Source organism: Streptomyces sp. NPDC055815 (assembly GCF_053616475.1).
Genome location: NZ_JBSHDU010000038.1, coordinates 19,211 through 44,425, shown reverse-complemented (window position 1 = coordinate 44,425; position 25,215 = coordinate 19,211). Strand labels below are relative to the sequence as shown.

General features: G+C 70.3%; 19 protein-coding genes, 1 pseudogene and 1 riboswitch. Of the genes and pseudogenes, 16 read left to right on the top strand and 4 right to left on the bottom strand.

Translation table 11 applies throughout. The features are described from left to right. Positions 1–23: 23 nt before the first annotated feature. Positions 24–2,369 carry a chitinase C-terminal domain-containing protein gene (locus tag ACWGN5_RS23560; RefSeq protein ID WP_453518375.1) on the bottom strand — a complete coding sequence of 782 codons (2,346 nt, stop codon included), beginning with the start codon at positions 2,367–2,369 and terminating at the stop codon, positions 24–26. A 243-nt stretch (positions 2,370–2,612) separates the two neighbouring features. After that, a riboswitch (FMN riboswitch) is annotated at positions 2,613–2,742 on the top strand. A 170-nt stretch (positions 2,743–2,912) separates the two neighbouring features. Here ACWGN5_RS23560 and ribD point away from each other — a divergent pair. The 11 genes from ribD (at position 2,913) to ACWGN5_RS23505 (ending at position 12,790) form a co-directional block, all read left to right on the top strand. Next, positions 2,913–3,992, top strand: a complete 1,080-nt coding sequence (gene ribD, locus ACWGN5_RS23555; protein ID WP_453518372.1) for a bifunctional diaminohydroxyphosphoribosylaminopyrimidine deaminase/5-amino-6-(5-phosphoribosylamino)uracil reductase RibD — start codon at positions 2,913–2,915, stop codon at positions 3,990–3,992. A 2-nt stretch (positions 3,993–3,994) separates the two neighbouring features. Next, positions 3,995–4,603: a riboflavin synthase gene (locus ACWGN5_RS23550; RefSeq protein ID WP_116162048.1), complete on the top strand. Its 609-nt coding sequence runs from the start codon at positions 3,995–3,997 to the stop codon at positions 4,601–4,603. Continuing rightward, positions 4,600–5,235, top strand: coding sequence for a nicotinamide mononucleotide transporter family protein (locus ACWGN5_RS23545; RefSeq protein ID WP_453518369.1), 636 nt, complete (start codon positions 4,600–4,602; stop codon positions 5,233–5,235). The genes ACWGN5_RS23550 and ACWGN5_RS23545 overlap by 4 nt, the downstream gene beginning before the upstream one ends. After that, positions 5,232–6,509, top strand: coding sequence for a bifunctional 3,4-dihydroxy-2-butanone-4-phosphate synthase/GTP cyclohydrolase II (locus ACWGN5_RS23540; RefSeq protein WP_453518368.1), 1,278 nt, complete (start codon positions 5,232–5,234; stop codon positions 6,507–6,509). Before ACWGN5_RS23545 ends, ACWGN5_RS23540 begins: the two co-directional genes overlap by 4 nt. A 30-nt stretch (positions 6,510–6,539) precedes the next feature. After that, the gene (gene ribH / locus ACWGN5_RS23535; RefSeq protein WP_024760819.1) at positions 6,540–7,025 is read left to right on the top strand and encodes a 6,7-dimethyl-8-ribityllumazine synthase; all 486 of its coding nucleotides are present in this window, start codon (positions 6,540–6,542) and stop codon (positions 7,023–7,025) included. A 35-nt stretch (positions 7,026–7,060) separates the two neighbouring features. After that, the gene (locus tag ACWGN5_RS23530; RefSeq protein ID WP_030691288.1) at positions 7,061–7,333 is read left to right on the top strand and encodes a phosphoribosyl-ATP diphosphatase; all 273 of its coding nucleotides are present in this window, start codon (positions 7,061–7,063) and stop codon (positions 7,331–7,333) included. Between the two features lie 57 nt (positions 7,334–7,390). Then, positions 7,391–8,239: an ATP phosphoribosyltransferase gene (gene hisG, locus ACWGN5_RS23525; RefSeq protein WP_453518367.1), complete on the top strand. Its 849-nt coding sequence runs from the start codon at positions 7,391–7,393 to the stop codon at positions 8,237–8,239. 102 nt (positions 8,240–8,341) lie between these two features. Next, positions 8,342–8,794, top strand: a complete 453-nt coding sequence (locus ACWGN5_RS23520) for a PH domain-containing protein (RefSeq protein ID WP_453518365.1) — start codon at positions 8,342–8,344, stop codon at positions 8,792–8,794. A 274-nt stretch (positions 8,795–9,068) separates the two neighbouring features. Next, a complete protein-coding gene (locus ACWGN5_RS23515) occupies positions 9,069–10,487 on the top strand; it encodes a hemolysin family protein (RefSeq protein WP_453518363.1) in 1,419 nt (472 codons plus the stop codon). Further along, the gene (locus tag ACWGN5_RS23510) at positions 10,484–11,548 is read left to right on the top strand and encodes a hemolysin family protein (protein WP_453518362.1); all 1,065 of its coding nucleotides are present in this window, start codon (positions 10,484–10,486) and stop codon (positions 11,546–11,548) included. The genes ACWGN5_RS23515 and ACWGN5_RS23510 overlap by 4 nt, the downstream gene beginning before the upstream one ends. 114 nt (positions 11,549–11,662) lie before the next feature. Further along, positions 11,663–12,790 (top strand): CapA family protein, encoded by a 1,128-nt coding sequence (locus tag ACWGN5_RS23505; RefSeq protein WP_453518359.1) that lies wholly within the window; start codon positions 11,663–11,665, stop codon positions 12,788–12,790. Positions 12,791–12,839: 49 nt separating this feature from the next. On the opposite strand, the gene ACWGN5_RS23500 is transcribed toward ACWGN5_RS23505, so the two are convergent. Then, a complete protein-coding gene (locus ACWGN5_RS23500) occupies positions 12,840–14,759 on the bottom strand; it encodes an AAA family ATPase (protein ID WP_453518358.1) in 1,920 nt (639 codons plus the stop codon). 320 nt (positions 14,760–15,079) lie between these two features. Then, on the bottom strand, positions 15,080–15,709 hold the full coding sequence (locus tag ACWGN5_RS23495) for a uridine kinase family protein (RefSeq protein WP_453518357.1): 630 nt from the start codon (positions 15,707–15,709) through the stop codon (positions 15,080–15,082). A 202-nt stretch (positions 15,710–15,911) separates the two neighbouring features. Here ACWGN5_RS23495 and ACWGN5_RS23490 point away from each other — a divergent pair, with 202 nt between their 5' ends. Together ACWGN5_RS23490 and ACWGN5_RS23485 are read left to right on the top strand one after the other, a co-directional pair. After that, positions 15,912–17,315: a peptidase C39 family protein gene (locus tag ACWGN5_RS23490; RefSeq protein WP_453518353.1), complete on the top strand. Its 1,404-nt coding sequence runs from the start codon at positions 15,912–15,914 to the stop codon at positions 17,313–17,315. Positions 17,316–17,684: 369 nt separating this feature from the next. After that, a pseudogene (locus ACWGN5_RS23485) lies at positions 17,685–17,879 on the top strand (transposase family protein); the annotation flags it as partial. 6 nt (positions 17,880–17,885) lie between these two features. Here the strand turns inward: ACWGN5_RS23485 and ACWGN5_RS23480 are convergent. Next, complete coding sequence (locus ACWGN5_RS23480) at positions 17,886–18,071, bottom strand: helix-turn-helix domain-containing protein (RefSeq protein ID WP_453518350.1); 186 nt, start codon at positions 18,069–18,071, stop codon at positions 17,886–17,888. Between the two features lie 934 nt (positions 18,072–19,005). Between ACWGN5_RS23480 and ACWGN5_RS23475 the strand changes: the two genes are divergently transcribed. The 3 genes from ACWGN5_RS23475 to ACWGN5_RS23465 all read left to right on the top strand — a co-directional run bounded on the left by ACWGN5_RS23475 (position 19,006) and on the right by ACWGN5_RS23465 (position 25,199). Beyond that, positions 19,006–19,638, top strand: coding sequence for an ABC transporter permease (locus tag ACWGN5_RS23475; protein ID WP_453518349.1), 633 nt, complete (start codon positions 19,006–19,008; stop codon positions 19,636–19,638). 69 nt (positions 19,639–19,707) lie between these two features. After that, positions 19,708–20,688, top strand: a complete 981-nt coding sequence (locus ACWGN5_RS23470) for a hypothetical protein (protein ID WP_453518346.1) — start codon at positions 19,708–19,710, stop codon at positions 20,686–20,688. A 44-nt stretch (positions 20,689–20,732) separates the two neighbouring features. Further along, complete coding sequence (locus ACWGN5_RS23465) at positions 20,733–25,199, top strand: golvesin C-terminal-like domain-containing protein (protein ID WP_453518345.1); 4,467 nt, start codon at positions 20,733–20,735, stop codon at positions 25,197–25,199. Positions 25,200–25,215 lie beyond the last annotated feature (16 nt).

Here is a 25,215-nt window from a genome sequence, read left to right as displayed (position 1 = left end):
GGGGGTTCATCGGAGGGAGCGTGTCAGCAGGCGCCGAGGTCCTTCCAGACGCCCCAGTCGCCGGTCGTGCCCGGCTCCTCGTTCTGGGTCCACCACTGGGCCTTCCACTTGTGGCCCTTGTGGGAGACCTCGTTGCCCGCGTTGTAGATCGTGCCCGCCACGTACGCCGGGGCGGTGCAGCCCGTGGTGGGCGGCGTCGTCGGCGGGGTGGTGGGCTCCGTCGTCGGGGGAGTCGTCGGCGGGGTGGTGGTGCCCGGCTCCACGACCGTCGTGCCGCGCGCCAGGTCCCCGGCGAGGGCGTACGTCGTGCCGTTGATGTTCACCGTCCAGTTGGAGGGCGTGGACACCGGCAGGTAGTAGTTGAAGGCCAGGTCGATCGTGGCGCCCGGGGCAAGCGACTGCCAGGCCGGGAGCTTCAGGGAGACGCGGTGGAAGTCGCCCTTCAGGCCGCCCACGTTCGAGCCCGTGTGGTCGCTGCTGATGACCTTCGTGCCGAAGCCGGACTGGTCGGAGGCGTTGGCCGGGGCGGAGGTGCCGTAGTCGAACTGGAACTCCGTGCCGCCGGGCAGCGTCGTCGCCGTGTTGTTGGTGATCTTGATCTTCGGGGTGATCGGGTAGTTCGAGTCGCCCAGCTTGAACTCGGTGAACTGGGTGTCGATCTTCACGGCCTGGGTCGGCAGCGCCTTGTTCGACTTCTTCGCGCCGTACGGGGTGGCCGCCTTGAACTTGTCGTACATCAGCGAGGTGAGCGTGGAGCCCATCTCGTACTGACCCTTGCCCGCGTTCCAGGCGTAGTCGCCGGCCATCTCCCAGACCATGGTGCCGCCGATGCCGCGGCTGACCACGTAGTCGGCCTTCGCGGCCACGGACTGCTCGTCCTCGGTGGAGAGGAAGACCTTCTTCTCGGCGTTCCACAGCCACGGCGCGACGAGGGTCGCGTCGTACTTGCGGGCGTAGGTGCCGGTCAGCGTGGTGTTCGCCGGGAAGCCGTACTGGGTGACGTAGTCGCCGACGATCCCCTTCTCGAGGTTCTTGGCGTGCCACATCGGGTTGGAGCCCGCGGGCGACTCGACGCCGTTGGTGTCCTTGTCGTGCCACAGGTTGTCGATGCCGGTGGCACCGTCGCCGCACTTGGTCAGACCGGCCCCGGCCGGGCAGGTGGCCGCGGAGGCCTTGCCCCACAGGCCGTCGGTGCCGCCCTGCACGTTCTTGTGGCCGCGGGTGTAGTAGGGCAGGCCGATGTTGATGCGGCCGGCCGGCATGGAGCCGCGGAAGTAGTGGTACGCCCAGTCGGTGTTGAGGTAGCCGATGGAGCCGTACTGCGAGGAGCCGTAGACGTTGGCCGCGGCGAGCTCGCCGTCCTTGCCGTCGTCGAAGAGGGAGGCGTTGGGCCCGACGTACTCGTTCCAGGCCCCGTGCAGGTCGTAGGACATGATGTTGACGTAGTCCAGATACTTCTGCATCTGGAAGGTCTCCATGCCGCGCAGCAGGTAGCCGGAGGAGGGGGCGGCGACGGTCAGCAGGTAGTGCTTGCCGTCGGCGGCGCCGGCCGTGTCCAGCTTCTCGCGCAGGGACTTCATGAGGGCCGCGTAGCCCTGCACGAGCCCGGCGCGGCGCGCGTTGGCGAGCTGCCAGTCGAGCGGGTTGCCCGCGTCCTTCATCGTGGTCGGGTACTCGTAGTCGATGTCGACGCCGTTGAACCCGTACGTGCGGATGAAGTCGACCGCCGAGTTCGCGAAGGTGTCGATCCCGGCCTGGTTGACCGAACCGTCGGCGTTGGTGGCCATCGAGTAGAAGCCGCCGGAGTTCACCCGGTCGCCGTTGTCCGCGAAGTAGCCCCCGGTCTCCGCCCAGCCGCCGACCGAGATCAGCGTCTTGACGTTCGGATGCTGCTTCTTGAACTTGTTGAGCAGGTTGAAGTGACCCTTGTACGCGTACGCGGGGTCCATCTCGGCGCCCGCGACACCGGGCCAGGTCATCCCGGTGGCGGCGTTGTCGGGGCCGTTCGTGCCCACGGAGAGCTTGTTGTCGCTGCCGATGTGACCGAAGGCGTAGTTGATGTGGGTGATCTTGTCCCACGGGATGTCCTTGGCCAGGTAGGCGGGCTGGCCGTTCTTGCCGGTGCGCCAGCCGGTGAAGTAGCCGATGACCCGGCGCTGGTGGTCCGCGCCCATCTTCTCGCGGCCCTCGGTGTCGTAGACCGAGCAGTACGGGACGTCGACGCCGGGCGTCTTGTAGAGCCCGTCGGGGCGACAGAACTCGTTGTCGGCCGCGTACGAGACGCCGCCGGAGAGCGAGCTGAGCAGCAGCCCGGCGACGGCCGCGCCGGACGCGAGCAGCGAGGCTCTCTTTGCCGTGGGGGACAGCACGATCGGTTCCTCCAAGGGAGGTCTGCGGAACACAACGAACAAGGGGGTGGGTCGTGTTGGGCCCGTGGAGTGCGCACGCCGACGGACCGTTACCTCGGAGGTGACACGGAGATTAAGAGGACTAGACCAGTGCGTCAATAGGTCTGGACCAAAGAAGGGCCCTGGGGGAGTCTGTGAGCCAGCCCACAGGGCTCCGGGCTATCGCTTCCCGCGCGGCGTGGCACACTGGCCCTGTATCAGCAGCAGCGCACTCCGGGGTCGGTGTAATTCCGAACCGGCGGTATAGTCCGCGACCCGTCCGCAGCCAGCGGCCGGTTGACCAGGTGAAATTCCTGGACCGACGGTGAAAGTCCGGATGGGAGGCAGTGCGCGGCGGGCGACCCCTTCCAGGGGTGTGCCGGCCGTACGTCCGCTGGTGGCCGCTCTTCGTCGGCGCACCCGTGGCTTCCGGCCGTACCGGCATACCCGTGCGAAGCGTCGTACCCGCTCTCTGTCGTCATCGACAGGCCCCGGAGTCCGTGCCCGAAGAGGCAGGAGGACCCGGTGGCCCAGCAGGCCGACATCACCGCCATGCGACGCGCCGTCGAGCTCGCCGCGCGCGGACTCGGCGCCACCAGCCCCAACCCCGTCGTCGGCTGCGTCATCACCGACGCCTCCGGACACCAGGTCGGCGAAGGCTTCCACCAGCGCGCCGGCGGCCCCCACGCCGAGGTCCATGCCCTGCGCGCGGCCGGCGTCCTGGCCCGTGGCGGCACGGCCTACGTCACCCTCGAACCCTGCAACCACACCGGCCGCACCGGCCCCTGCGCCCAGGCCCTGATCGAGGCCGGGATCAGCCGGGTCGTGTACGCCGTCGGTGACCCGAACCCGCAGGCCACGGGCGGTGCCGACACCCTCCGCGCCGCCGGGATCGAGGTCGAGCAGGGCCTCCTGGAGGACGAGGCCGAGGCCGGCAACCTCGCCTGGCTCACCTCCGTCCGCGAGGGCCGCCCCTTCGTCCGCTGGAAGTACGCCGCCACCCTCGACGGCCGGATCGCCGCCGCCGACGGCACCTCCCGCTGGATCAGCTCCGCCGAGTCCCGCGCCGACGTCCACCGGCTGCGCGCCGAGGCCGACGCCGTCGTCGTCGGCTCCGGCACCGCCCGTACCGACGACCCCCACCTGGCCGTGCGCGGCATCGAAGGCGCCGTACAGCCGCTGCGGGTCGTCGTCGACACCGAGGCCGCCGCCGTCAAGCCCGGCGCCCGGGTCCTCGACGAGGCCGCCCCCACCGTGATCGCCGTCGCCGAGGACGCCGAGACCACCCTCCCGGACGTCGTACGGCTTCCCAGGGCCGAGCGCGGTCTCTCCGTCCCGGCCCTCCTGGACGCCCTCCACGCGCGCGGTGTCCGCTCCGTCCTCCTCGAAGGCGGCCCCACCCTCGCGGGCGCCTTCATCGCCGCGGGCGCCGTCGACCAGGTCGTCGGCTACCTCGCCCCGGTCCTCCTCGGCGCGGGCCCCGCCGCCCTCGCCGACGCCGGAATCACCACCATCACCGAAGCGTTGCGGCTCGACATCACCGAGGCCACGCGCATCGGAACAGACCTGCGCATCACCGCCGTCCCGACCCCCAAGGGAGCCTGACCGTGTTCACCGGAATCGTCGAAGAACTGGGCGAGGTCGTCGCCGTCGAGCAGCTGGAGGACGCCTCCCGCTTCCGGCTGCGCGGCCCCCTGGTCACGGAAGGCGCCCAGCACGGCGACTCCATCGCCGTCAACGGTGTCTGTCTCACGGTCGTCGAGTTCGGCGACGGCGAGTTCACCGCCGACGTCATGGCCGAGACCCTCAAGCGGTCCAGCCTCGGCGCCCTCGCGGTCGGCTCCCGCGTCAACCTGGAGCGGCCCATGGCCGTGGGCGGCCGCCTCGGCGGTCACATCGTCCAGGGCCACGTCGACGGCACCGGCACCATCCTGGAGCGGACCCCCTCCGAGCACTGGGAGCTCGTCAAGGTCGGCCTGCCCGCCCACCTCTCCCGGTACGTCGTCGAGAAGGGCTCGATCACGGTCGACGGCGTCAGCCTCACCGTCGTCGAGGTCGCCGACGACTGGTTCACCATCAGCCTCATCCCGACCACCCTCGACCTGACCACGCTCGGCATCAAGCAGTCCGGCGACCCGGTCAACCTCGAAGTGGACGTCATCGCCAAGTACGTCGAGCGGCTGCTCGGCACCGACGCCAAGGAGAACGAGAAGTGAACTGGCTCAACTCCGAGGCGTTCACCGTCCTCGACCAGAAGATCATCTGGTCCGACATGATCGGCAACATCTTCGGACTCGTCGCCCTCACCCTGGGCTGGCGCCGCTCCGTCTGGACCTGGCCCGTGCAGTTCCTCGCCGGCCTGATCCTCTTCGGCGCCTTCTACGGCCACCTCGCCGGCAGCGCCGGCAAGCAGGTCGTCGTCATGCTCGTGGCCCTCTACGGCTGGTGGCAGTGGCAGCGCCGCAAGGGCGAGGGCACGGACGGCCAGATCGCCGTCCGCTTCGCCACCTGGGCCGAGCGGGCCGGCATGGTCGCCGCGGCCGCCGTCGGCACCGTCGCCGTCGCCCTGCTCTTCGAGGCCTTCCCGACGCTGTCCTGGGACCCCTGGCCCGACGCCTACATCTTCGTGGGCACCATCGTGGCCATGTACGCCCAGGCCCGCGGCATGGTCGAGTTCTGGTTCGCCTGGCTGCTCGTCGACCTGGTCGGCGTCCCGCTGAACTTCGCCAACGGCTACGCCTTCTCCGGCTTCGTCTACGTCATCTACGGCGCGCTCGTCCTGTGGGGCCTGCGCGACTGGTGGCTGCGCTCCCGCGGCGCCACCGTCCTGGAAGGAGCCCACGCATGAGCGCACATCCCCTCTGGGACGCCACCGACCTCGCCCTCGACCCCGTCGAGCAGGCCATCCGCGACATCGCCGCCGGCCGGCCCGTCGTCGTCGTCGACGACGAGGACCGCGAGAACGAGGGCGACCTCGTCATCGCCGCCGAGAAGGCCACCCCCGAGATCGTCGCCTTCATGATGAGCGAGTGCCGCGGCCTGATCTGCGCCCCCATGGAGGACGAGGAGCTGGAGCGCCTCGAACTCCCGCAGATGGTCGCGCACAACACCGAGTCGATGCGCACGGCCTTCACCGTCTCCGTCGACGCGTCCTCCGCGCACGGCGTCACCACCGGCATCTCCGCCGCCGACCGCGCCACCACCCTGCGGATGCTGGCCTCCGGCAGCCACGAGCCCGGCGACTTCGTCCGCCCCGGCCACATCTTCCCGCTGCGCGCCAAGCCCGGCGGCGTCCTCGTCCGCAACGGACACACCGAGGCCGCCGTCGACCTCGCCCGCCTCGCGGGCCTCCGCCCGGCCGGCGCCATCGTCGAGATCGCCGGCGAGGACGGCGTGATGCTGCGCCTGCCCGAGCTGGTCCCCTTCGCCCGCAAGCACGGCCTGACGATCATCTCAATCGAGGACCTGATCGCCTACCGGCGCTCCGCCGAGCCCACCGTCCGCCGCGAGGCGGAGGTCCACCTCCCCACCGCGCACGGCGAGTTCACCGCGTACGGCTACCGCTCCACCGTGGACGGCGTCGAGCACGTCGCCCTCGTCCACGGCGAGATCGGCGACGGCGAGGACGTCCTCGTCCGGGTCCACTCCGAGTGCCTCACCGGCGACGTCTTCCACTCCCTGCGCTGCGACTGCGGCCCCCAGCTGCAGGCCTCCATGGACCGCGTCACCGAGGCCGGGCGCGGCGTCGTCGTCTACCTGCGCGGCCACGAGGGCCGCGGCATCGGCCTGCTGTCCAAGCTGCGGGCGTACGAGCTCCAGGAGCAGGGCCGCGACACCCTCGACGCCAACCTGGAGCTCGGGCTGCCCGCCGACGCCCGCGACTACGCGGCCGGCGCGCAGATCCTCGGCGACCTCGGCGTCCGCAGCCTGCGTCTGATGACCAACAACCCCGACAAGATCGACGCCCTCACCCGGCACGGCCTGAGGGTCGAGGGCCGCGAGCCCATGCCGGTCCAGGCGGGCGAGCACAACCTCCGCTACCTGCGCACCAAGCGGGACCGGATGGGGCACGACCTGCCCTGGCTGGACGGCTCCCCGGCCTCCACCTGCAACAACCAGTGATCACCCACGTACGAATCGGCTAGGAGAGACATGAGCGGCAAGGGCGCACCCGTCCTCAGCGTGAAGAACTGCGGCGACCTCCGGGTCGCGGTCATCGCGGCGCAGTGGCACGAGAAGATCATGGACGGTCTCGTCGACGGCGCCCTGCGCGCCCTCAGCGAGCTCGGCATCGACGAGCCGACGCTCCTGCGCGTCCCCGGCAGCTTCGAGCTCCCGGTCGTGGCGAAGGTCCTCGCCGGGCGCGGTTACGATGCCATCGTGGCGCTCGGCGTCGTCATCCGCGGCGGAACGCCGCACTTCGAGTACGTGTGCCAGGGCGTCACCCACGGCCTCACCCAGGTCTCGATCGACACCGGCGTACCCGTCGGATTCGGTGTTCTCACCGTCGACAACGAGGAGCAGGCGCTCGACCGCGCCGGCCTCGAAGGTTCCTCCGAGGACAAGGGCCACGAAGCGGTCACCGCCGCCGTCGCCACCGCCACCACCCTGCGCACGGTCAGCGAGCCCTGGCGCTAGGCCCGCGCCCCTTACCCCGTACTCTTAGGACCATCATGGCGAACAAAACCTTCGAAGAGCTCTTCTCCGAGCTCAAGCTCAAGGCAGAGACCGGCGATCCGGCCACCTCCCGCACCGCGGAGCTGGTGGGCAAGGGCGTCCATGCCATCGGCAAGAAGGTCGTCGAGGAGGCCGCCGAGGTCTGGATGGCCGCCGAGTACGAGGGCAAGGAAGCGGCCGCCGAGGAGATCTCGCAGCTGCTGTACCACGTCCAGGTGATGATGGTCGCCCGCGGGATCTCGCTCGACGACGTCTACGCCCACCTCTGAGCGCAACCCCACGCTGCACACCCTCCCCAGAACTCCCAGGCAAAGGAAGCTCACCCCATGCTGCGCATCGCCGTCCCCAACAAGGGTTCCCTCTCCGGACCTGCGTCGGCCATGCTCCATGAGGCCGGCTACCGCCAGCGCAAGGAGTCCAAGGAACTGGTGGTCATCGACCCCGACAACGAGGTCGAGTTCTTCTACCTGCGGCCGAAGGACATCGCGATCTACGTCGCCTCCGGGAAGCTGGACATCGGCATCACCGGCCGTGACCTGCTCCTGGACTCCGGAGCCAGCGCCGAGGAGATCCTCCCGCTGAACTTCGGCCGCTCCACCTTCCGCTACGCCACCCGCCCGGGCACCGCGAACGGCCCCGAGGACTTCGGCGGCATGACGATCGCCACCTCCTACGAGGGCATCGTCGCCAAGCACCTCGCCGACCAGGGCATCGACGCCTCCGTCGTCCACCTGGACGGCGCCGTCGAGACCGCGATCCAGCTGGGCGTCGCCCAGGTCATCGCGGACGTCGTGGAGACCGGCACCAGCCTGCGCAACGCGGGCCTCGAGGTCATCGGCGAGCCGATCCTGACCTCCGAGGCCGTCGTCATCCGCCGCCACGGCGCCGCGGACGACCACCCGCAGGTGCAGCAGTTCATGCGCCGCCTCCAGGGCGTCCTCGTCGCCCGCTCGTACGTGATGATGGACTACGACTGCCGTGCCGAGCACCTGGAGCAGGCCGTCGCCCTCACCCCGGGCCTGGAGTCGCCGACCGTCTCCCCGCTGCACAACGAGGGCTGGGTCGCTGTCCGCGCGATGGTCCCCGCCAAGGAAGCCCAGCGGATCATGGACGACCTGTACGAGATCGGCGCCCGCGCCATCCTCACCACGGCCATCCACGCCTGCCGCCTCTGACGGCCGCCGGCCCGCACCGTCCCACCAGGGCTCCGTCCCACCCGGCGCCGTCTCACCAGGCGCCGTCAGGACGCCGTCCCACCAGGCACTGAGGAACCCCCGATGTCGCAGTCCACGACGCCCGCCCTTCCGGTCACCTTCCGCCCCGGTCGCACCCGGGCGATCCTGCTGACCCTGGGCGTCACGATGTTCGTCGTCGTCACGGCCGTCGCGATGATGCTGGAGCGCCTCGGGCCGGGGGAGCGCGCCAGCTTCGTCTTCACCGCGGCGCTGCTCTCCGGGGTCCTGGTCCTGCTGAGCCGTCCCAAGGTCGTGGCCGACGAGGAGGGCGTGACGGTCGTCAACATCACCAGGAGCCGGCGCCTCGCCTGGGCGGAGATCCTCAAGGTCAACCTCCGCCCCGGCGACCCCTGGGTCTTCCTGGACCTGAGCGACGGCACGAGCATGCCGGCCCTCGGCATCCAGCCCGGGATCGCCAAGGAATCGGCGATCCGAGACGCCCGCGCCCTGCGGGCCCTCGCGGACAGCCGCGGAACGAGCGCGGAAACCCGCTGAGACCCCGATCCGGCTTGGGGGAACCCCCGATCCGGGCCCGGGGCGGGCTGGGGGAAACCCCGATCCGTCCCCCATCCGGGGCCGACCCCCTGCCCCTCGGGGCGTTCACGTGACTACTCTGGAGACGGTGGTGCCGAGCGGCACCACCGTCTCGCATGTGCAGGGCCGCAGCCGCGGCCCGCGAGACCACCCTTCGACCCGAGGAGTGACTCCCTCCAGCAATGGACGGATCGTCCGGTAGTACCTGCGCCGCCCCCTCCCTGGAGGCGGCGGCATGATCGTCTCCCTTCTGCTGCTCTGCGCGGCCTTCCTCCTGATCCTCGCCAACGGCTTCTTCGTGGCCGCCGAGTTCGGTCTCGTGACCGTCGAGCGCGCCGAGGCCGAGCGGGCCGCGGCCGCCGGCGACCGGCGCGCCCGCAATGTCGTCACGGCGCTGCGCGAGCTCTCCTTCCAGCTCTCCGGCACGCAGCTGGGCATCACCCTCACCTCGCTGGTCGTCGGCATGCTCGCCGAGCCCGCGCTCGCCGGCCTCCTCAACGGGCCGCTGACCGCGACCGGACTGCCCGAAGGGGCCGTCTCCGGGATCTCCGTGGTGATCGGCATGCTCCTCGCCTCCGCCGTCCAGATGGTCGTCGGCGAGCTCGTGCCGAAGAACTGGGCGGTCTCCCGGCCGCTCCAGGTCGCCCGCTTCGTCGCCACCCCGCAGCGCCGCTTCTCGGCGCTGTTCCGGCCGGTGATCTCCCTGCTCAACCGGGTCGCCAACGGGCTGGTCCGGCTCCTGGGCGTCGAGCCCACCGAGGAGCTGGACTCGGTCCGTACCCCCGGCGAGCTCGTCTCGCTGGCCCGGCACTCCGCCCAGGCCGGCGCGCTCGAACAGGACACCGCCGACCTCTTCGTACGGACCCTGTCTCTCGGCGGCCTCACCGCCGAGCAGGTCATGACCCCGCGCGTGAAGGTCAGCGCCCTCCAGTGGGACGCGACGGCGGCCGACGTCGTCAACCTCACCCGGGCCACCGGCCTCTCGCGCTTCCCGGTCTACCGGGACCGCATCGACGAGGTCGTCGGCATGGTCCACCTCAAGGACGCGCTCGCCGTCGCCCCGCACGCCCGTCTGCGCACCCCCGTCGGACGGATCGCGGTCCCGCCGCTCCTCGTCCCCGAGACGCTGCCCGCCCAGACGCTCCTGGAGCGGCTGCGCCGGGAACAGCCGATCGCGGTGGTCGTCGACGAGTACGGCGGCACGGCCGGTGTGGTCACCCTGGAGGACATCGTGGAGGAGCTCGTCGGCGAGGTCCGCGACGAGCACGACACCGCCGCCGACGGCCGGCCCGAGCTGGCCGCGGCCCCCGCCGAGGACGGCCGACCCGCCTGGGAGGCCGACGGCTCCTGCCGGGTGCACACCCTGCGCCGGATAGGCCTCGACGTGCCCGACGGGCCGTACGAGACCGTCGCCGGGCTCGTCGCCGACCTCCTCGGGCGCATCCCGGCCCCCGGGGACCGCGCCGAGCTCCCCGGCTGGCGGCTCTCGGTGCGCCAGGTGGACCGCTACCGTGCCGAGCGGGTACGGATCGTCCGGATGGCCCCGGACGCGGACCAGGTCACGGCCACCCCGGGCGCCGGCCCGGCCTCCGGCCCGGACCCGGTCGCGGCGGCCGCCGCCTCCGCGCCCGTCGCGGTGGAGGCGGTCCGATGAGCACCCTGCAACTCCTCTTCGCCGTCCTCCTGGTCCTCGCCAACGGCTTCTTCGTCGGAGCCGAGTTCGCCCTCGTCTCCGTCCGGCGCAGCCAGATCGAGCCGCTCGGCGGCGCCAGGGCCAAGCAGGTCCTGCACGGCCTGGAGAACCTGCCGCAGATGATGGCCGCCGCCCAGTTCGGCATCACCGTCTGCTCCCTGACGCTCGGCGCCGTCGCCGAGCCGACCGTCGCCCACCTCCTCGAACCGGTCTTCCACACGGTCGGTGTCCCGGAGGGGCTGATCCATCCGCTCGGCTACGTCATCGCCCTCGCCGCGGTCGTCTTCCTCCACCTCGTCATCGGCGAGATGGTCCCGAAGAACCTGGCGATGGCCGACCCCGAGCGCACCGCCCTCCGGCTCGCCCCCGGCCTCGTCGGCTTCGCCCGGCTCTGCCGGCCCGTCACGGCCGCGCTCGGCGCCTGCGCCCGGCTCGTCCTGAAGGCGTTCAAGGTCGAGCCGAAGGACGAGGTGGAGGCCGTCTTCACCAGCGCCCAGCTCGGCCGGCTCGTGGAGGACGCGGGCCAGGCGGGACTGCTCGACCCGGCCGAGCAGGAGCGCCTCGAGGACGCCCTCGAACTGGGCAGCCGCCCGGTGACGGACGTCCTGATCGCCCCGGCCTCGCTCGTCACGGTCCCGCCGTCGGTCACCCCGCGCGAGATCGAGGAGCTGACCGTACGGACCGGGTTCTCCCGCTTCCCGGTCCGCGCCGAGGGCCGGGCCACCTTCATGGGCTTCGTGCACGTGAAGGACGTCCTGGACCTGGACGAGCGGGAGCGGGCGGTGCCGCAGCGGCTGTGGCGCCCGATGGCGACGCTCCGCGCGGAGCTGCCGCTCGACGACGCCCTCACCGTGATGCGCCGCGCCGCCACCCATCTGGCGCAGGTCGCGGACGGCTCCGGCCGGGTCCTCGGCCTGGTCGCCCTGGAGGACGTCCTGGAGATGCTGGTGGGCGAGGTCCGCGACCCGGCGCACCGCGTCCAGCCGCCGCCCGGCCCGGCCGCGGTCCCGGCCCGGGGCTAGTACGCACCGGGTCCGGCCCGGGGCCAGTGCCCACCGGGTCCGTGACGTCCGCCCTCGGCGCAGGACGTCACGGACCCGCGGAGCGCCGAAGGGTCCTGCGACTAGCCTGGTGGCATGGGCGGCGGCGGTCTGACCGGACTGTTCCTCTGCGGAGACGTGATGCTCGGCCGGGGAATCGACCAGATCCTTCCCCATCCGCTGGATCCCGCCCTGCCCGAGCGGTACGTGCGGGACGCCCGCGACTACGTGGCCCTCGCCGAGGCGCGCTCAGGGCCCGTGCCCCGGCCCGTCGGCCCCACCTACCCTTGGGGCGAGGCGCTCGGGCTGATCGACGAGGCCGCGCCGGACGCCCGCGTGGTCAATCTGGAGACCTCCGTCACCCACCACGACGTGCCCGTGCCCGGCAAGGCCGTCCACTACCGCATGGCGCCGGCCGATCTGCCCGCGCTCACCGCCGTACGCCCCGACGTGGTCGTCCTCGCCAACAACCATGTCCTCGACTACGGGCGGCGCGGCCTCGACGACACCCTCGACGCCCTCGCGGGCGCCGGGCTGCGCACCGCGGGCGCGGGGCGGGACGCCGAGGAGGCCACCCGGCCCGCGGTGGTGCCGCTGCCGGGCGGACGCCGGCTGCTCGTCCACGCGCTCGGTCTGCCGTCCAGCGGGGTGCCCCGCGCCTGGGCCGCCACCGATCGCCGGGGAGGGGTGCACTACGCCGAAGGGCCGTACGACGAGGCGGCGACCCGGCTCGCCGGCCGGCTGCGGGCGGACCGGCGCCCCGGAGACCTGGTCCTGGTCTCGGTCCACTGGGGTTCCAACTGGGGCTACCGCCCGGACCGCGCCCAGGTCTCCTTCGGGCACGCCCTCGTCGACGCGGGCGCCGACATCGTGCACGGGCACTCCTCGCACCACCCGCGGCCCCTGGAGGCGTACGGGGGGAGGCTCGTCCTGCACGGGTGCGGCGACCTCGTCAACGACTACGAAGGGATCAGCGGCCAGGAGCAGTACCGCGACGACCTGCGCCTGCTGTACTTCGTCACCGTCCACGACGAGGACGGCTCTCTGGCGGAGGTCCGGCTCGTGCCGCTGCGCAGCCGACGGCTGCGGCTGGAACGGGCCCCGCGGCAGGACGTGCGCTGGCTCCACGACGTCCTCGCCCGGATCAGCCGCCCCTTCGGCATGCGGATCGACCCGGAGCCCGAGGGCCGGACCCTCATGGCCCGGCCCCTGCGCGGACGCTAGGGGGCGTCTTGTCGATCAGGCCGGGCTCGCGGCGTCGACAAGACGCCCCCTAGTACCCGGGTGGCTCCTGCTGGGGGCCGCGGTCGACCGGGCCGCGGCCCGACAGGACCTCGCCGTAGGCCTGCATGAGGTCGGCGAGCCGGAGGGTGGCGAGGTCCTCCCGGCTCGGGGTCCCCGGGTATCCGGAGAGCCGCAGGTCCCGGTAGGCGCAGGACTTCTCGTACAGGGTGCGCAGGAAGCGCCCGTTGCCGAGTTCGTCGATCCAGCCCTGTTCGACGACGTGCCCGCTGATCGAGCGGAGTTCGTCGAGGGCCTCCTCGTCCCAGCCGTCCCCGTTCGCCGAGGCCAGGACCTCGCCGATGGCGGTGAGTTCCAGCGGCCGGTACGAGGGGAAGTCGACCCGGGTGGTGAACCGCGAGGACAGACCGGGGTTGGTGCTCAGCAGCCGGTCCATGCCCTCGGGGTAGCCGGCGAGGATGACGACGAGGTGGTCCCGGTTGTCCTCGGCCCGCTTCAGGAGCACCTGGAGGGCCTCGTCGCCGTACGCGTCGCCCTTGCTGTAGCCGGTGTTGGAGAGCGCGTACGCCTCGTCCACGAACAGCACGCCGCCGACCGCCGAGTCGATCAGCTCATTGGCCTTGACCGCGGTCTGCCCCAGGAACTCGCCGACCAGATCCGCCCGTTGGGCCTCCACGAGGTGGTCGCCGCCGAGCAGACCGAGCGCGTAGAAGACCCGTCCCAGGATCCGGGCGACCGTGGTCTTCCCGGTGCCCGAGGGGCCGGAGAAGACGAAGTGGCGTTTGGGCGGCTGGACCGGAAGACCCTGCCCGGCGCGGAGCCGTGCCATCTCCAGCTGTGCCGAGAGCGCCTTGACCTGGCGTTTCACCGGTTCGAGCCCGACCATGCCCTCCAGCTCGGCGAGCGCCTCCGCGAGCAGAACGGGGTCGGTGGGTCCCGCCGGGAAGCGCGGCGGCATCGGCTGGCCGGGCAGCGGCGCCTTCTGCCGTACGGTCTCCGGGGACGCGACGGGCGCGGCCGGCGGCACCGGTTCGGGCGCGAGCCGCAGCCCGTCGCCGAGTCCGCCGGGGTCGGGCTCGGCGCCCGGCACGGTGTCCACGGCGTCCTGGCCGAGGCCCCCGCCGAGGGTGCCCATCGCCACCGTCGCGAGTCCGGCCGGGTCGTCGACGCCGTCGTAGCCCTCGAAGCCGTCGTACTCGGCGATCGCCGCGAGCCGGGCGGCGGTGTCCATGAACGCCGGATCGATCCGGTGCACCGCCCGGTAGAGGGGGAGGGCGGCGGCGCTGCGGCCGGTGCCCTCGTGGGCGCGGGCGAGCCAGTAGCGCAGTTCCTTGCGCTGCGGCTGCTCGCTGCGGCACCGCATCAGGGAGGCGGAGAGGAGCGGCTCGGCCTGGCTGTACATCTCCAGGCGCACCCGGGCCATGCCGCCGAAGAGCCCGGCCTCGATGCCGAGCAGCGGATCGTCGACGAGGGTCTCGGTGTGCCGGACGAGCTGGTCCCAGTCCTTGACGAGATAGGCGCGGCAGGCGTGCAGGAAGCGCACCTGCGGATCGGTGTCGACCGGGGGGAGGCCCGCGAGCGCGCGGTCGAGCTCCGGCACATGGCGGCCGTCGAGCCAGTGGGAGGCGTGCGCGAGCAGCAGGTCGCGGGGGCTCTCAAGCACCGGCTGCACCCACCAGCCCAGCCAGTACCAAGAGTTCAGGGTGCGCCGGTACCGGGTCCGCTGCTCGCCGAAGCGGTCGCGGTTGCGGTACATGCGCAGCAGCGCGGTCGTGGTGTCGACCCGGAGCGCGTGCAGCCCGAGCCAGGCGTCCGCCATCCCGGGATCGATCCGTACCGCCGTCCGGAACTCGTCCTCCGCCTGCGGATACGCGCCCATCGTGTAGGCGTCGACTCCGCGGAGCCAGGCGAGCTCGGCCGGGGCCTGCGAGCCCTGCGTGCCGATGTCCATCGGGTCCCCCACAACCGTCTTCGCATGGACGGGATTTGACCGCACCTGGGGGCATCGTACCTGCGCAGGGGGTGTGTGCTTAAGGAGAAGCGCATGATCCGGAAGCGGTGACCCTGGGTGAGCATCAGGGGTGGATCAGGGCCTGGAGAAGGCCCGGGGGAGGGCTTCCGAGGGCAGAACGAAGCCCCCGATCACGGGGGAACAACCGGGGGCTTCGTGTCTGCGGCAGCTCCGAAAAGCCGCACATTCAGAACGTAAGACCTGTACGCCCCGTCGGTCAAGCGAAGTTGAGGCACTTGCGGAAGCGGACTTCCGCCCCCTCAGTTCACGGACATGAAGCCGTCACGGTGTGTGATGATCTGGTCCGCGCCCGCTGTCACGGACGGCCCGGGAAGCCAGTCGTAGCCCTCCGGGCACTCCCGTACCAGGGTGTCGGCGAAGGGCCGGGAGGGGTCCTCCGCGAAATGGCGAGTCTCCGCCACGGTCCAGCCGTCCCAGAAGGAGGCCTGCTCGTCACCGTCCCGCCGGCGCCCCCGCTCCCAGGACTCCTCGGCACCGCGCTCCATCCACAGCAGCCACGCCAGGAACGGCCGCAGCAGCCGCCGGCCGGCGCCCACGCCCTCGACGAGGACCACCGGCGCCGGGTGCAGCGCCCGCGCCTCCCCGAAGCGCCGCAGCCGCCAGTCGTACGGGTGGTACGAGGCCGTCTCGCCGCGCGACAGCGGCTCCAGGACCTGCTCCCGCAGCCGTCCGGTCCAGGCGAAGAGCTCCTCGTGCGTGGCGAGGTCGTCGAGGTGGAGGACGGGGGCGTCGCCGAGGGCGGCGGCGAGACGGGCCGCGAGGGTGGACTTGCCGGAGCCCGCGTGGCCGTCGACCGCGATCAGCCGGACCGGCCCGCAGGAGGGCGGCAGCCGGAGCAGCGCGTGGGCGGCGCGGTCGAGGTCGTTCATGGGGCCCAGGGTAGGGGAGGGGCCGACCGCCGCAGGTCAGCGAGGTACCGCCGTCAGTGGTGGAGACCAATATTGGTGCGGCGACGCGGGTCGAAGTGCTGGCGGAGGGCCGGTGGGAGCCGGGATAGTGGGCCCGCGCAGCCCCGCCGGCAGAGCTCCGTAGTTCCGTACGCCCACCGTTCTCGACTGGGGGTCACCGCCCATGACCAGCTCCACCCCGCGCAGAACCGTCCTGGCCGCGGCCCTCGCGGCCGCCGCGGGAACGGCCGCCGCCGGCCCCGCCACCGCCGCCGACTCCGCGACCGCCGCCTGCCCCGACCGCACCGCCTCCGACTGCGCGGCCGACGGCGGCGGGCGGGGCCACGCACCCGCCGCCGGTCTCGTCGACAACCGCTTCTGGTCCTCGTACACCGACTGGAGGTGCGGCACGGCGGCCGGTACGAAGGCGGTCGCGGGCCGCCGACCCGGCCTGGTCCTCGCCACCCCCGCCGGCCGGCTCGACTACACCGACCCGCACACCGGCCGCACCTCCGCCTGGGAGTACGCGAGCTGGACCTCGCCCGTCCACACCCCGGCCGTGCCCGCCACCGAGGTCATCGCCTCCTGGAACGCCGAGACGCCCGCCGGTACCTGGCTCCAGGTCGAACTGTCCGGCACCTACTCCGACGCCGGCACCACCCCCTGGTACGTGCTCGGCCGCTGGGCCTCCGGCGACGACGACATCCGCCGCACCTCGGTCGACGACCAGACCGACGGGAAGAGCACCGTCTGGACCGACACCTTCGCCATCGACGACGCGGCGAGCGGCCTGAGGCTGAGCGCGTACCGCCTCCGTCTGACCCTGTACCGCACGCCGGGCAGCGACCTCACCCCCACGGTGTGGCGGCTGGGCGCGATGGCCTCGGACATCCCGGACCGCTTCACGGTCCCGGCCTCCGAGCCGGGCCTGGACCACGAGCTGACCGTCCCGCGCTACTCCCAGAACACCCACGTCGGCCAGTACCCCGAGTACGACAACGGCGGCGAGGCCTGGTGCAGCCCGACCTCCTCCCAGATGATCGTCGAGTACTGGGGGCGCGGGCCCACGGACGAGCAGCTGGCCTGGGTGAACCCGGCCTTCGCCGACCCACAGGTCTGCCACGCGGCCCGCTTCACCTACGACCACCAGTACCAGGGCTGCGGCAACTGGCCCTTCAACGCCGCCTACGCGGCCGCCTACCCCGACATGAACGCCGTGGTCACCCGGCTCCGCTCGCTCACGGAACTCGAATCACTGGTCGCCGCCGGCATCCCGGCCATAACGTCCCAGTCCTTCCGCAAGGAGGAACTGACCGGCGCCGGCTACGGCACCTCGGGCCACCTGATGACCGTCATCGGCTTCACACCCGAAGGCGACATCATCGCCAACGACCCCGCCTCACCCAGCAACGAGGCTGTCCGCAGGGTCTACCGACGGCGCGAGTGGGAGAACATCTGGCTCCGCACCAAGCGCTACGACGCGAACGGCAAGGTCAGAAGCGGTACGGGCGGTGTCTGCTACCTCTACTGGCCGGTCAAGTCAGCACCAAGCCAGCACCGCGCGCTGCAGGCGCTGGGCCTGGTGTGAGCATGTGCGGCCCCACGGCCGTCTCGACGACCTGACGGCAGCGCTCTGGGCCGTCCTGTGCGAGGTGGCCGTACCGGTCCACCCTGACCTTGATCGAACGACGTCCGAGTCAGTGGGACGCCTCGTGAATGGACACTCCGTTGGTCAGGGCCACGGTGGTCCATTGAGCTTCTTCGAGTTGGCCACCGATCGGGTGATGGGCCGTGAAGCGCAACGAACGAGGCCCCCGAGCTGTTGATCGAGGTGTCTGACGTCTCCATCACGTTGCTCGGGGGCCTCGTTGGTCATCCATCCTGCCGCACGCGACCTGCCGCATGCGCTCGTGGAGTGGGTCGCCATGCTGGTTGTCACTCGTGAGGGCGACCGGCGCTCAAACGCAAGCCACTCCAGGAACTCACTCCCACCGAGAAGACCCTCAACCGGGCGCCGGCCGCAGCACGAGCGCCCGTTGAACGCAGTGTCGCGAGCCTGAAGTCCTGGCGGATCTTCCGCAGGTCCCGGTGCAGCCCCAACCGCATGACGTCCATCGTCAAGGCCATCCTCACGCTGGAGCGGCAGCGCTGAGGAAGCTCACTGCTCCGCCCGCCACCTGGCCACAGCCTGCTCCTCGCGCTCGACGGCCCGGTGCGCGGGGACCTGCGGTGACCAGCTCAGCCGGTGCAGCAGATACAACACCCCGCGCGGGGTGTACCGGTGCCCGAACAGCTGGTGGATCAGCTCGGCCACACGCGCGAGGGTCCACCTGTGGTCCTCCACCCAGCCGTGCGCCGCAGGGCCGGCCTCCAGCTCGGCCTGCAGGCGTTCTGCCTGGGCATCGCTGAGCTGACACGGAAAGCCCGATGACGTAGCACCGCCAACGTCCGCTGTCACCCCACCCTTTCAACCTCAGCGACAAGGGGTGTGAACCGGGCAGGCACGGTCCTCGGTCGTGGTGGTCAGCGAACTCGACACTCCGTGATCGCTGGAGGCTGTGCCTGCGCGTGCATCTACCGAACCATCACGAATGCCGCACTGGGTCCATGCCAACTACGTCGGGCCAAGCACGAGAACGACGGAGCCCTGCACCGCTGACTGCGTGCGGCGTCGCCCTGAGCACGTACGCGGCTTCGTACCGCCGCATCCCTTGTTCGAACAGGTCCGGGGCTGCTGCGGCTCAACTCGTCTTGGAGTTCCCCGAGTTCGGGATTCCGCAGTCGAGGCCCATCAAGGCGACGCCAAAGATCGGCAGTCATCCCGTATGCACCTGATCGCACGACAGGTCGGCTTTATGGATCTTGAATTGGTCGCCCCGGAGTGTAGGGTGGATCCACATGGATTTCAGCAGGCCGGGGGGCTTGTGCGGCCTGTATCGCAACTCATGCGAGTGTTGACGCTCGCCGTGCAGCTATCGCTCAGATGCGCACGATCCTCCTCGGCTTGGGTGAAATCAAAGGAAGCCGTTTGCCTGCCTTTGAGGTCGACCCAATGCGGGCGGTGCCTATTCATTTCTTGTCGTTACGCACGATCTGACAGTGGCTCAGCAGGGCGAACGAACGATCACTGTCCGCGACGGACGACTCACGGAAGGGGTAAGGAGGTGAGGCGCAGACTCACGCCAATGGTGCGGCTGCGCCGAGGTCGCCGCAACGCTCGGTCCATACCCGTCACGCGATTCTCCGTGCGAGACGTGCTGGCGGAGTCGAGTGCCGGCATGCTGCAGCGTCCCGCCTTCTCATTGCTCACGTCCGTGGGGACGGTTCTGGGAGTGGGCACCTTCGTGGCCGTCCTGGGATCGACATCAACAGCCTCGTCGCAGATCGACGAGCGTTTCAGCGCCCTGAGTGCGACGGAAGTGACCACCGAGGACGTTGCGAAAGACCACAACGAGTTTGTGGATCTCGCATTCCCAGCTGATGGGGAGCAGCAGGTAGAGCGCCTCAACGGCGTGGAACATGCCAGGGCGTACTGGCCCGTTCAGTTGCAGGACGGCGACTCCGTGCGTTCGGCACCCGTCGGAGTCTCACGCGGTGGGGAGGACATCCAAGTCGTTGCCGCCTCCTCAGGTGTCCTCGGTGCCGCCGGTCCCCCGATTGTCCAGGGCGGGAATTTTGATGTCTGGCACGACAGAACCCGCCGGTGTGTGGCAGTTGTTGGGTCAGGGGTCGCTGCCCAGCTCGGTATCTCAACCGCCGATGCTCAGCCGGCGGTCTTCATCGGCGACGAGGCGTTCACCGCGACGGTGACAACCGCGCCCGCCATCGGCCTGGCGACTGGTCTGCCGGCCGGCCTGCATCCGGCTTGGAGAGCTTCCCGCATCACGCCGGTAGAGGCGCTGCGCCGCTGAGCGCAAGGAGCGCGGCCGGCATGTGCCACGCACGTGGACCGCCTCACGTCACGTAGAGAAGGAAAACCCATGCACGTCCTCAGGCGAACGACCGTCGCCACCACTGTCATGCTCGCGGCAATCTCGCTCGGTGCCTGCTCCTCGTCCGGATCGGCCTCCGACCCGGCGGAGGACAAGGCTCCGGTCGATCAGGCCAACTGGCCTGCGGAGGTGCCCACTTCCGGACTGGTCAAGGGCCTGGAGCTGCCCCTTGAGTCCTACCTGCCCTCCTACGCGGACCAGGTCGTCGTCGACACCGCGCTGCGCACCCTGCAGACGCGGTGCATGTCTGAGTACGGGCTGACCGTCGATCTGCCGCGTCCCGGCGCGAACCCGCCGCCCCACAGCAACGCCCTCTCGATCGAGCGGCGTTACGGCCTCAGCGACCGCGCACAGGCGCAGAAGTACGGGTACGGGCTGCCGAAGGAGCTGACTCGGAGCCTCGAATCCGTCGAGGAGGGGCTTTCAGGCGTCGAAGTGGAGGTTCTGACCGGGCGGAAGAAGCCCGAGTTCGCCCCGCCCAAGGGTGCCAAGGGCGGCGTCGGCCACTTCGGCGGGGTCCCGGAGCCCGCGCGCGCCGAGCACAACGGAAAGAAGCTGCACGAGGGCGGCTGCGCCGGCTGGTCGAAGCGGCGGCTCAAGGTGAACGAGGACGATGAGGGCTTCGTCTCCGGGCTCGCCTCGATGAGCCTCTCCGAGTCCCGGCCGCTGAAGCCGGTCGAGAAGGCTCTCAAGAGCTGGTCGGCCTGCATGAAGGACAAGGGCCGCAAGGCCGCCGATCCGTACCGGGCGATGGAGCAGGGCTACGCCGACGGCGACGGCACCACCAAGAACGCGATCGAGCTCGCGCTGGACGACATCGACTGCAAGGAGCAGACCCGTCTGATCGAGGTCTGGTTCAAGGAGGAGTCGGCCGTCCAGAAGCGGCTGATCGAGGAGAACAAGGACCAGCTTGCCGCCGTCAAGAAGCGGATGGGCGAGGTCCTTGCGGCCGCGAAGGCCGTCAAGTAATAAGAGAAGGAACACAGTTGAGACAGATACGTTTCCGTCGGCGCGTGCCGATCACCCTTGCGGTGACCACAGCGCTGGCGATACCGCTGAGCCTGCCCGCGCAGGCCGGGGAACCAAAGCCGCCCAAGGGCGCGGCGCAGGGGTGGAGCGACGCCACCCAGCAGCAGAAGAAGCTCCCCCTGAAGCCCTCCGCGATCCCCGCGAAGGACCGCGCCGGCCTGCTCGGCAAGGGCTACGAGAAATCCGCGGACACCGCGGTCACCACGACCGGCGACGGCACCGGCTTCCACCTCCTTGCGGGCAAGGAGAAGGACGGCTACCAACTCCGCACGGTGGCCAGTCTGTTCGAGGACGGTTTCGCCTCGGACACCTGGATCGGCAACCACTGCGTCACCGAGTCCGGCAAGTACGCGGCCGTCTCGTACGCGCCCCGGATGTTCACCAACAAGCCCGAACTGATGGTGCGCGGTGCCTTCACCGCGGTGGTCGACCTGACCTCGGGCAAGGTCACCAAGCTGCCGTTCCAGTCGTCGCTCGCCTACTTCTCGCCCGGCTGCGGCCAGGGCGATCAGGCGGTGTTCACCCAGCTCAGCCATGACGGCGACGCAAAGCAGCAGACCCGTCTGATCACCGTCGACGCGGCCACCGGCAAGGAGTCGAAGCCGGTCACGCTCGCCGGCCAGGTCACCTCGGCGATCCCCACCCGCGAGGGCATCGTCGCCGCCCACGGCAACAAGCTGGTACGGATCAACGGCACGGCCGAGAAGACCCTGGCGTCCACCACCACGGTGCCGTTCCAGATCACCGCCGACGCCGACGGCGGCATCGCCTTCATCGACCGCGAGCTGGACAAGAAGGCGTCCGTCAAGCCGGCCGCCTGGGCCAAGCACCTGGACCGTACGAAGGTGAGGCAAGGCAAGAAGACCGAGCCCGTCACCGTCGCCTCCGGCGGGCTGTACGCCTGGGACCTGACCCGCTCGGCGCGCGGCGAGGTGTTCGTCACCGGTGACGCCACGTCCAAGGCACTGCCCAAGCGGGTACACAACCCCGGCAAGCTCCCCAAGGGCGCCGCGATCTCCAGCCACGCCCAGGCGGCCCTCACCACCACCTGGTCCGATGGGAAGACCACCCTGGTCAACCCGGAGGACGCCGCCAAGCCGCGCTCCGCCCGTACGGCCCTGCGCATGCTGGACTCGGGCAAGTCCGTCACCCTCGACCTGCGCCCCGGCGCGTACCGCGTGGGCGACGAGGCACAGGGGCACGCCCTGTCCCCCGCTCTGCCCACCGGCGGCCCGGTCGCATCCGGCCCGGACACGGGCAGGAAGAGCACGGACGGCCTGTCCCCGCAGACCGCCCGTACCCAGGCCCTCACCGCGCAGGCCGACGACCCGAGCGAAGGCACCGGGGAACGCTATTGCGCGGTGGCCCGCAACGACGTGAAGAAGCAGGCGTTCCAGCCCACACCGCGGCAGGTCGAGTGGGCCGTGGACCAGGCGGTCGTCGGCTCGCTGAACTTCTACCGCGACAGCAACTGGAAGAACACCGGCATCGCCGGCGGTTACCAGCCCCAGGGCCTGTTCCCGCCGACCGTCCTCGCGGGTGACCCCAACGGCAAGCTCGACAACGAGGACCCGGCCGTCACCGACAAGTGGCACATTCCCGCGCAGGTGATGCTGGGCATCACCGCGCAGGAGTCGAACATGTGGCAGGCCACCCGCTTCGCCGTGCCCGGTGTCACCGCCAACTCCCTGATCGGCAACTACTACGGTGTCGACTACGCCGCTTCGGGCGAGCAGCTCGACCCCTGGCGGATCGACTGGGCGGACGCCGACTGCGGTTACGGCATCACCCAGGCCACCGACGGCATGCGCCTGGCGGGCAAGACCAAGCCGGGCGAGACCGCTCTGTCGACGGTCGCGCAGGAAGCCGTCGCCCTCGACTACACGGCGAACATCGCCGCCGGTGTGCGCATCCTGTCCGAGAAGTGGAACCAGACCTACAACGCCGGGATGAAGATCAACGGCGGCCACCCCAAGTGGATCGAGAACTGGTTCTTCGCCCTGTGGGCGTACAACTCCGGCTTCTATGACACCGCCGACTCCGCGGGGCACTGGGGCGTGGGCTGGACGAACAACCCGGCCAACCCGCTGTGGAAGGCCAACCGGGTGCCGTTCCTGCAGCACGCCACCGACTCCTCCAAGGACGACTACAGCCACGCCGCGCACCCGCAGGACTGGCCGTACCAGGAGAAGGTGATCGGCTGGGCGGCGCGCCCGATCTCGGCGATGTTCGCTCCGGGTGACTTCCAGGCGGGCTATCGCGCCGCATGGTGGACCACCAACGCGGACCGCGCGAGCGCCAAGCCTCCGATCGACCTGTTCTGCAACGCGTCGAACAACTGCAACCCGGCCAAGATCGGCGACAACGACTCCAACGACCAGGGCCTGGGTGCCTGCACCCTGGACGCGGGCAACAGCAAGACCAACCCGCACTGGCTGCACTGCTGGTGGAACCAGCCGGTCACCGAGGCGCAGTGGAAGAACTGCACCACGGGGGCCAAGTGCGGCAACGGTGTGCACCGCTTCACGACGTCCTACGGCGAGCAGCCGGATGCCGGGTCCTACCCGCCGAACTGCGCCACCACGGCTCTGCCCGCCGGCGCCCTGGTGGTCGACGATCTGGCGGACGGGACCGTACCCGCCGGCGTGGACGCCAAGCGGGGATGCGGGGCGGTGAAGTCGAGCGGCACGTTCAACTTCACGTATGTCCCGTGGGACACCCAGATGGATCTCACCAACGACGGTACGGACAACCCGACCACCGTCACCACGTATCCGGGGAAGATCGACACGCATCAGATCGGTGCGGGCTTCGGAAACCACTTCTGGTTCACGCACACCCGCTCGCCCGAGGCGAACTCGGCCGACGCCGAGCGTCTGAAGGTGACCGGCACGTGGAAGCTGAACGCTCCGCTGACCAACACCACGCGCCAGGCGAAGATCTTCGCGCACATACCCGACCACGGGGCGCAGACCACCAACGCCGTGTACCGGATCCAGACTCCCGACGGGGAAGAGGAGGCGGCGATCTCGCAGACGGCGAACCAGGCCAACAAGTGGGTGGACCTGGGCGCCTATGAGTTCGGTGACCAGATCCCCGAGGTGCGGCTCGACAACTTCAACGGCGGCAACGGGTCGGCGGACATCGCCTTCGACGCGGTGGCGTTCGTGCCGGGCACGTACGAAGGTGAGGCGCTGACCGGCAGCATGACGGCCGACCCGACCGCTCCGGATCCGGCGCCGGTCGAGCCGGACGAGGACGTCACCAACGGCTCCTTCGCCGCGGCAGCCAGATCCTCGGCAAAGACCGCCACGGTGGCGTCGATGGCAGCCATGGGCACCGCGACATGCTCGAATGTCAACCACTCCCTCAGCCGCAAGCGCACCACCGCCTGTATCCACAGCGACTACGGGATGACGGAGTACTCGAACACCGTCCCGGTCGTCCCGCTCGGAAGCGCGGGATTCGACGTCTCCGCGACGTACTACCTCGACCCCAAGAGTGCCGAGTTCTCGCAGGTCGCCACCATCCGGCTGAAGTCGATGGACGGTTCGGTGAACTCCGCCACCTTCGACTACGCGGCCAAGTGCCGCGGTTACTGCGACATCACCAGCGTCGACTGGAACGGGTCGAAGACCTTCGCCAAGGGCGACACGCTCCTGCGGACCGTCACCACGCGGTTCAAGTGGTCGCCCAGTGGGGGCGCCACCAGGAACCCGATCACCCCGTACCTGTCCCTCGGCGGTAAGGTCAACAACACTACGGTCGTGAATCCGTCCGAATTCGAGAGTGGCCAGCTGATCATCCGCTGCGACACCGAGGTCTCCGGCGCGGGCACCGGCTGTGTGTTCCCCGGCTACAAGCCGACGTATGTCATGAACTCCAAGAAGTTCCCCGGGGCCGCGGCACACATCGACATGATGTGGCGCAAGACCAACATCAAGTGGGGTCAGCGCAGCAGCGGCAAGTCGCTCACCTACCTGGGCAACAAGATGTCCGTCGACGGCTCGGGCAAGATCCAGTCGGATCGCAACCGTCAGCTCATCTGCGGCAGGCAGTGGAAGGCCTACAGCGGCACCGGTCTGTTCAGTGACAAGTGGTCCCTGGAGGCAGGGGAGCCGCGTACCGACTCGAAGAGCTGTGACGAGTTCGTGTTCGCCAACGCCGCCCAGAGCGCCGGGAACTCGGCGGGCCCCAACCCCGTCGGTTACAGCGGCGCGGAGTGCATCCAGACCTATCTCGCGCGCAACCCCGACGACACCATGACGCTCCGCCTGCGCCCGAGTGCCACGCCACCGACGTGGAAGGAGCCGTGTGGCCGGTCCTCGATGTCGAACTGGCAGAACACCCAGTCGATGCGCCCGTTCGGCGACTTCATCAAGGAACAGCGCTTGATGGAGGACGACGGCTACTGGGTCGACCTCGCCGGATTCACCGCACCCACTCCGTAAACGGATCATGAGAAGT